This window comes from Vibrio sp. 10N.261.46.A3 (genome assembly GCF_041472995.1).
GTDB classification, from domain to species: domain Bacteria; phylum Pseudomonadota; class Gammaproteobacteria; order Enterobacterales; family Vibrionaceae; genus Vibrio; species Vibrio coralliirubri.
The window spans coordinates 1-6,124 of sequence record NZ_JBFRRH010000103.1 but is presented as its reverse complement, the minus strand read 5'-3'; the positions used below and the strand labels follow the sequence as shown (position 1 = coordinate 6,124).

Genomic DNA, 6,124 nt, shown 5'->3' with positions numbered 1-6,124 from the left:
TGAAATTCCTTACCTTCAAGGTAGTCGGTTTGGCATTTGAAAGCTCGACAGCAAATATGAGCTTTAAAACGACTTCGAAATATAAGTTACCTCACTCGCGAACGCTCGTTTTATCTTTTGATAACGGCAAGCAAGTGACGTTGTGGCTTGATCAAGGATTTGGTTACTGGTTTGCTGATAAGCGTTTATCGGAAAATCATTTGCCTTATCATCTTGATGATGAAGAACACGCAAATATCATCGTTGAGGGGCAAGCTCAGATCTCGTCCGGTACATTCCCAACGGATGTATTTGTGACATTTAGTTGATTGAAGGTGAATGGAGAGCATACACTAACGTGTGCGGGCTAATGTATACCTTTTATATTTGAACGTCATTCTATATAATGAGCTCTCAGTTATCTTGGTAGTAAAAGGATAAATGCTATAAATGCTATAGATGAGGTGGCTGAAGAGAAGGGTTAACTATCAGGTATCTAATTTAAAGTTGTTAATATGCATAACAAAAAACTTATTGAATTACTAAGCAAACATTTACCAGAGTCAGAACGCAAAGGCGTCATTTATTTGGAAGGACTATTGAATCAACAGGATCCACTGGTCAATATTGTCGTATTCGGTTCATACAATGCAGGTAAAAGCTCGTTACTAAACTCACTGACGAACCAACTCGAAAATGAATACTTCCCGACTGCAGACGTTCCTCAAACAAGAGTGAATAAGACGTTTGAAATGGACAACGTCTGCTTTATTGATACGCCAGGGCTTGATGTTAATGATGATGATACCCAACAAGCCGAAATGGGGTCATTAAAAGGGGATGTTGTTATTTTCGTCCACAAGTTAACCTCTGGTTCTCTTCAGCAACACGATTTAGATGCGATGAAAGCGGTATATCAGCAACATGGTGATTCGAGCAGTGTACTCTTTGTCGTGACCGCTTGCGAAGGTGCTAAGCCTGACGATGACATTGTCAAAGAGTTAAAGCATCAAATTGGCGAACATCTATCTCCTGATATCCCAATTTCTTTGGTTTCAAATACGTTGTACAAGCGTGGAATCATTGAGAACAAACCTAAATTTGTTGAGTTCAGTAATGTTGAACAACTAAGACAAAATCTGAATGAAACGGTTACATCGGTTTCAGCTTGTTTAGAAGCTAAGCGGACGAAAAGGCTTCATAATCACTACGCAAGCTATCTTAATGTAATCAAAGCACGAAGAATTTTGCTCGAAAAAGAAAAACAACAATACGCAGAGCGAGAAAAGACGTTCGTTTCAGCGGTTCAAAAGCTCAAACAAGACATCAGCAAACAGTTAAAACAAATTCAAGCGTTGTAAGGAAAGGCGGTAGTTATGTGGTGGTTAGCAGTCCCTGCTGTAGCAATAGTTGGTAAAGCGATTTATGACGCAGTAACAGAAGATGATTCTCCTTCGTCGTCGTCATCAAGCTCTTCATCCAACTATGATGCTCAAAAAAAGAAAGAGCAGAAAAAAGCGGAACAAGAAGCAAAACAGCTGGCGAAACGACAGCAGAAACAGCGATTAATCCGTCAGTTGTCGGAGCATAGTACAAAACACTTCGCTATTATTCGTGAGGAATACCTCAAGACAGATACTAAGTTTTTAATAAATAATATGATGAAATTGGAACAAATGACTGAACGCAACGTACACGATGTAGACTCCGCATTTGTGTCACTAAGAGCCGTTGCAGGTTCGCCTATTTCTTTGAAGAAAGAGTATGATAGCACCAAGTTTGAGCATGATTTACTTCGCGAGCTATCTTCGTTAGAGCAAGAGATTACAGACCGTTTAACTAAATAAAAGAATAATAATGAACTTAGAAGCCCACCAACGTTTTTATAGTAAAACTTCAGCCTTAGCCACTGAACTTAACGCCATTGAGAATCAAACAAAACAACAAGAAGAAGAGTTGTTCAGCAAGATACATAACGTTGTTTCGACTGTAAAAAAAGTTTCTAAGGATACAGCCACTAACAACCCAGTAGAGAAGTTTATTCAGGTTAACTTTCAACAGATTCATGCTCTTATGGCTATGTGGGAGAACAAGGTCAATAGCTATAAGACTAACCTAGAGTTTAGAAAGGACTTTGGGGACTCATTGTTGGTGTTTGTTTACGGCAAGGTAAAAGCAGGTAAAAGCTCGCTAGGCAATTACATTGCAACCGGGCAGTCTGATCCAACTCCAGAATGGCTAGACTCACTTGATCAACGATTACCTAAACCACAATTTTTTAAAGAAGCGCAAAATACAGAGTTTGGTGAAGTTGTTGACTACAGTACAGGCTTCGCGGTTGGTGCTTCTGAAACCACAAGCTGTATTCAGGGCTTTCGAACTCCGGGCTTCACGTGGGTTGACTCACCAGGGCTTCACTCTATAAATGGTGCTAATGGGGATCTTGCTAAGCAATATTCAGATAGCGCCGACCTGATTGTGTATCCATGTAATAGCGCTCAGCCTGGCCGCAGAAGTGACTTTGAAGAATTACGTAAGCTTATCTTAGCTAAAAAACGCATCATGGTTCTGATTACGCGATGCAGTGAAGAGGATATTATCGACTTCGATGAAGAAGGCGAGCCAATTACCGAACTGGTCATGAAATCTGATAAGAACAGAGCAGACCAAGAAGAATACTTGAAGAGCGAGCTAGACTCGCTTTGCAAGGAGCCAGGTGAAGACATTGATACTTCGGCATTGAGTGTTTCAGTCCACTATGCGCAGCACAATGGAAGTTCTGCGGAAGCAATGAAGCAATCAGGTATGCAAAGCTTTTTTGACAATATGAGTGCACTTATTGAATCGGAAGGCATTGAGTTAAAGAAACAAGTACCTCAAAAAAACTTGCAGGCTTTGTACAGTCTGTTGGTATCTGAGGACTCTGAACTTAGCGTTACGAAGATTGATGAACAGGTCTCGGGGGCCTTGAACTCGATAGAGGAAAGTGAAGCGGCACTAAAGTTTGACACTAAAAAAGTACAAGCGGAAATAGAATTTGAATTCTCTTTTTCCCTCGATGAACTTGTTGATAAATATGCTGAAAGCAGAGACACTCAAGCATTAGACCAAGAGTTTAATGCCTTCATAGATGACTTGATTACTCAACGCTATAATCCTGTGTTGGACAAGCATTGTCAAAAAGCTCTGGTAAATTTAAAAGGGCTGACCACGGCGATTGGTGCGCAGGGCGGAATTAGCTTTGAGGACGTCGAGCAAGAAATCGAAATCAACTACACCAAAAAATATCAGGCTGCTGGTTCAGGGCTCGGTGCGGTTGTGGGAGGTGCAATTGGCTTTTTCACCAGCGGCCCTGTTGGCATGTCTATTGGCGCAACAGCCGGTAGCATGATCGGAGGGCAGGCAGCGAAGCTAGTTGATGCTAAAGACAAAGCAAACATCATTGTTGGAGACAATAGGGAACAGGTAAAAGCTTCACTCTATGAGCGTGGGCAGTCACTAATGTCCGGTAAATTGACTCAATTAGAAACGGCTGCTCTTAATCAGCTTTTCACTCCTTTAAAAAACTCATTTACCGCAATCAACTATGAGACAACAAACTTAAAACAGTTTATAAGTGAGCAAAAAAATGTTTGAGCAATTTGAAAAAATCAGAGTTGTATTTGAAGATCGTAAGCCACTTTTAAAATCATATATTGATGAACAAATCGTCGATTCGTTTGCGTCTAACTTGCTAGAACGTATGGAAAATGGCTGCCCAGTAGTTATGGTTTACGGCGTATACAATGCAGGTAAAAGTACGCTAATTAATGCGCTAGTTGGTCAGGAAGTAGCGGAATATGCGGATGTTCCAAAAACGGCGACTGTCACTAGCTATAAGGTTGGTGATGTTGAGATCCTTGATACCCCGGGAATTGATGCGCCAATTGAACATGAAGAAGTGAGCCGTGAGCAGCTCTTACGTTCAGATGCAGTCATTTTTGTATTGAATAGCGGCGGTGCCGTTGATGAAGAACAGACTTACATCGAAATTAAGAAGATTCTTGAAGCTGGTAAGCCGCTGATCATCGTCATCAACAATAAAACCAATCAAAAAGAGGGTGACCTCGATCTACTAGCTATAAAAGATCAGTTTAAACAAAATTTATACAAATACTGCGGAACAGATGAGTTCCTGCTTGAGAAACTGGATAGAGTTGAAGATTACCTTGTTAACGCTAAACTCGGTATGCGCGGTAAGCTTGAAAACAAGCCTCAAATGGTTACCTTTAGCCAAGTGCCAAAACTTGAGAAAGCCGTCGATCGCCTTTTTAATCGTACAGATAGCGTTCAAATTGCAAGAACTCTCAGTTACGAATTGAATGAGCTTTTCGAGGCCGCCAAAGAATCAGCAGCTGTGAAAGTAGATAACAGCGAACTTGAAAGGCTCGCTGCTTGGATCGCTATGGCTAATGATCGTAAAGACGTATTAGAAAATAAAGTCAAAGCTAAGGCACTCAAAGGGAAGCATGCTCTATCTGATACAATTTTAAACTTGGTGCTTGCAGAAAGAACCCAAGAAGTTAACGAGCATGTCCAAGCTTGGTACCAGGAAAATATCGAATATTATCAACGTCAGTTATCGAGAACATTAAAGCAATTGGATCTGGAAGCAGAAGAGCTCGTTAAGATTTTTGCTAACTCACCTTCAATGGCAGATTACTTCTCTAGTCATTCTACTGAGGCGGAGAAGAGTGATGGAGATGGTATTATGTCACTACTATCTGGTTTCTCAGACATTGGTATGAAAGGCAAAGACTTCGTTATTGATGATATTGCCCGAGAAGGGATTATGTTCGTACTAAAACAAGGTAAGTCTTTCGCTCCTGAGTTATTTAAAGGGATTGGGCAGAAGACAATGGAAAAAATGGCAGGTAAGGTTGTCCCATTCGTTGGACCGACTATTGATTTATTGAGTGCTGCTTATAGTTTTTACAAAGGTCAACAAGAAGCAGAACGCCAAATGCAACAAGAGCGTCAAAGAATTGAAACCATTAAAACCAATGCCAATAAGCTAGCGGATGAACTGTTAGAAGGATTATACGAAGTTGTTGCAGAGAGCATCGAAGATACCTTGTTACCGATTATTAGACCTCTAGAAACCAACCTAGAGCTTCTGTCTCAACAACACGGTGGTGTGGAATCGGACATACGCGCGTTTGGTAGAAGCCAAGAGGCATTAAAAGTTATTTGCTAAGCCAACGATAAAGCAAGATATTCTATTTAACTAATCAAAACTCTCTATTCATTTGGGTAGAGAGTTTTTTTGTAAAAAGTGTTCCTAAGCTTATGAAGTCCATCAATCAGCTAAATCTGTTATTCTACAAATATACCGTACTTAATTTGTAAGCGCCAATTATTCGGCGTATTGATGAGGAGAACCAAAGCCGTTAGGCTTTGGTTAGATTCCAAGGTAGAAGCGCTTCTATGTCTTCCAACGTCTCTGCGTATGGTAGCTTACTGAGAAGGGTGTGAAGATAGGTGTAAGGTTCAAGGCCGTTTAATTTCGCCGTTTCAATCAAACTATAGCAAGTCGCACTCGCTTGTGCTCCTGATGGCGTATCAGCAAAGAGCCAAGCTCTTCGGCCCACAGCGAATGGGCGGATTGCATTTTCTGCCATGATGTTACTGATGCGTAGCTCACCGTTATCACAGTAAGCCACCAGTTTTGACCATTGATTTAGCATATAACTGACCGCTTTACTCGTTAAGCTGTCTGATGGTACTCGATTAATGGTCTTGTCTAAAAACACCTTCAGTTTATCTAATACTGGGATGCTGTGCTCGCAGCGGTATTTTACGACTTGCTTTGGCGTATATTCTTCAGTTTCTTTTAATTCAGTCAGCTTACGCTCAATTCGGTAAAGTGTATTGATGTAACCGAGCGCGGTATCGGCTTTACTCACTTTTACTTTTTTACCTTTCGGCTGTGCATCTTGCGCTTCGATGAACTTACGGCGTGCGTGATCCATACAGCCAACATGAATAAGACTGTATTTTTTACAGGCAGCATTGTAGCCCGCATAACCATCGGTTTGCAGGTAGCCTTTAAAACCATCGAGAAGCTCAAGTGGTACTTCTTTTTTTGGTCATGACTCCAACCTGT

Annotated in this window: 5 protein-coding genes and 1 pseudogene; 5 read left to right on the top strand and 1 reads right to left on the bottom strand. The window is 41.0% G+C overall.

The window, feature by feature from the left end; all coding sequences use genetic code 11:
* From AB4484_RS21285 to AB4484_RS21265, 5 genes are all read left to right on the top strand, one after another.
* Positions 1-308, top strand: a 308-nt coding sequence (locus AB4484_RS21285; protein WP_372080287.1) for a hypothetical protein, incomplete at its 5' end; no start/stop codon positions are given.
* Between the two features lie 186 nt (positions 309-494).
* Positions 495-1,340, top strand: coding sequence for a GTPase (locus AB4484_RS21280; protein WP_372080285.1), 846 nt, complete (start codon positions 495-497; stop codon positions 1,338-1,340).
* 15 nt (positions 1,341-1,355) lie between these two features.
* On the top strand, positions 1,356-1,826 hold the full coding sequence (locus tag AB4484_RS21275) for a hypothetical protein (RefSeq protein WP_372080283.1): 471 nt from the start codon (positions 1,356-1,358) through the stop codon (positions 1,824-1,826).
* 10 nt (positions 1,827-1,836) lie between these two features.
* Complete coding sequence (locus AB4484_RS21270; protein WP_372080281.1) at positions 1,837-3,615, top strand: hypothetical protein; 1,779 nt, start codon at positions 1,837-1,839, stop codon at positions 3,613-3,615.
* The gene (locus tag AB4484_RS21265; protein WP_372080279.1) at positions 3,608-5,215 is read left to right on the top strand and encodes a GTPase; all 1,608 of its coding nucleotides are present in this window, start codon (positions 3,608-3,610) and stop codon (positions 5,213-5,215) included. The genes AB4484_RS21270 and AB4484_RS21265 overlap by 8 nt, the downstream gene beginning before the upstream one ends.
* A gap of 193 nt (positions 5,216-5,408) precedes the next feature.
* Here the strand turns inward: AB4484_RS21265 and tnpC are convergent.
* Positions 5,409-6,089 (bottom strand): annotated as a pseudogene (gene tnpC / locus AB4484_RS21260) (IS66 family transposase); the annotation flags it as partial.
* Positions 6,090-6,124 lie beyond the last annotated feature (35 nt).

Bases quoted from the DNA above. Each gene is read 5' to 3' on its own strand.
- AB4484_RS21280 (WP_372080285.1), top strand. From the start codon at position 495: ATGCATAACAAAAAACTTATTGAATTACTAAGCAAACATTTACCAGAG.
- AB4484_RS21275 (WP_372080283.1), top strand. From the start codon at position 1,356: ATGTGGTGGTTAGCAGTCCCTGCTGTAGCAATAGTTGGTAAAGCGATT.
- AB4484_RS21270 (WP_372080281.1), top strand. From the start codon at position 1,837: ATGAACTTAGAAGCCCACCAACGTTTTTATAGTAAAACTTCAGCCTTA.
- AB4484_RS21265 (WP_372080279.1), top strand. From the start codon at position 3,608: ATGTTTGAGCAATTTGAAAAAATCAGAGTTGTATTTGAAGATCGTAAG.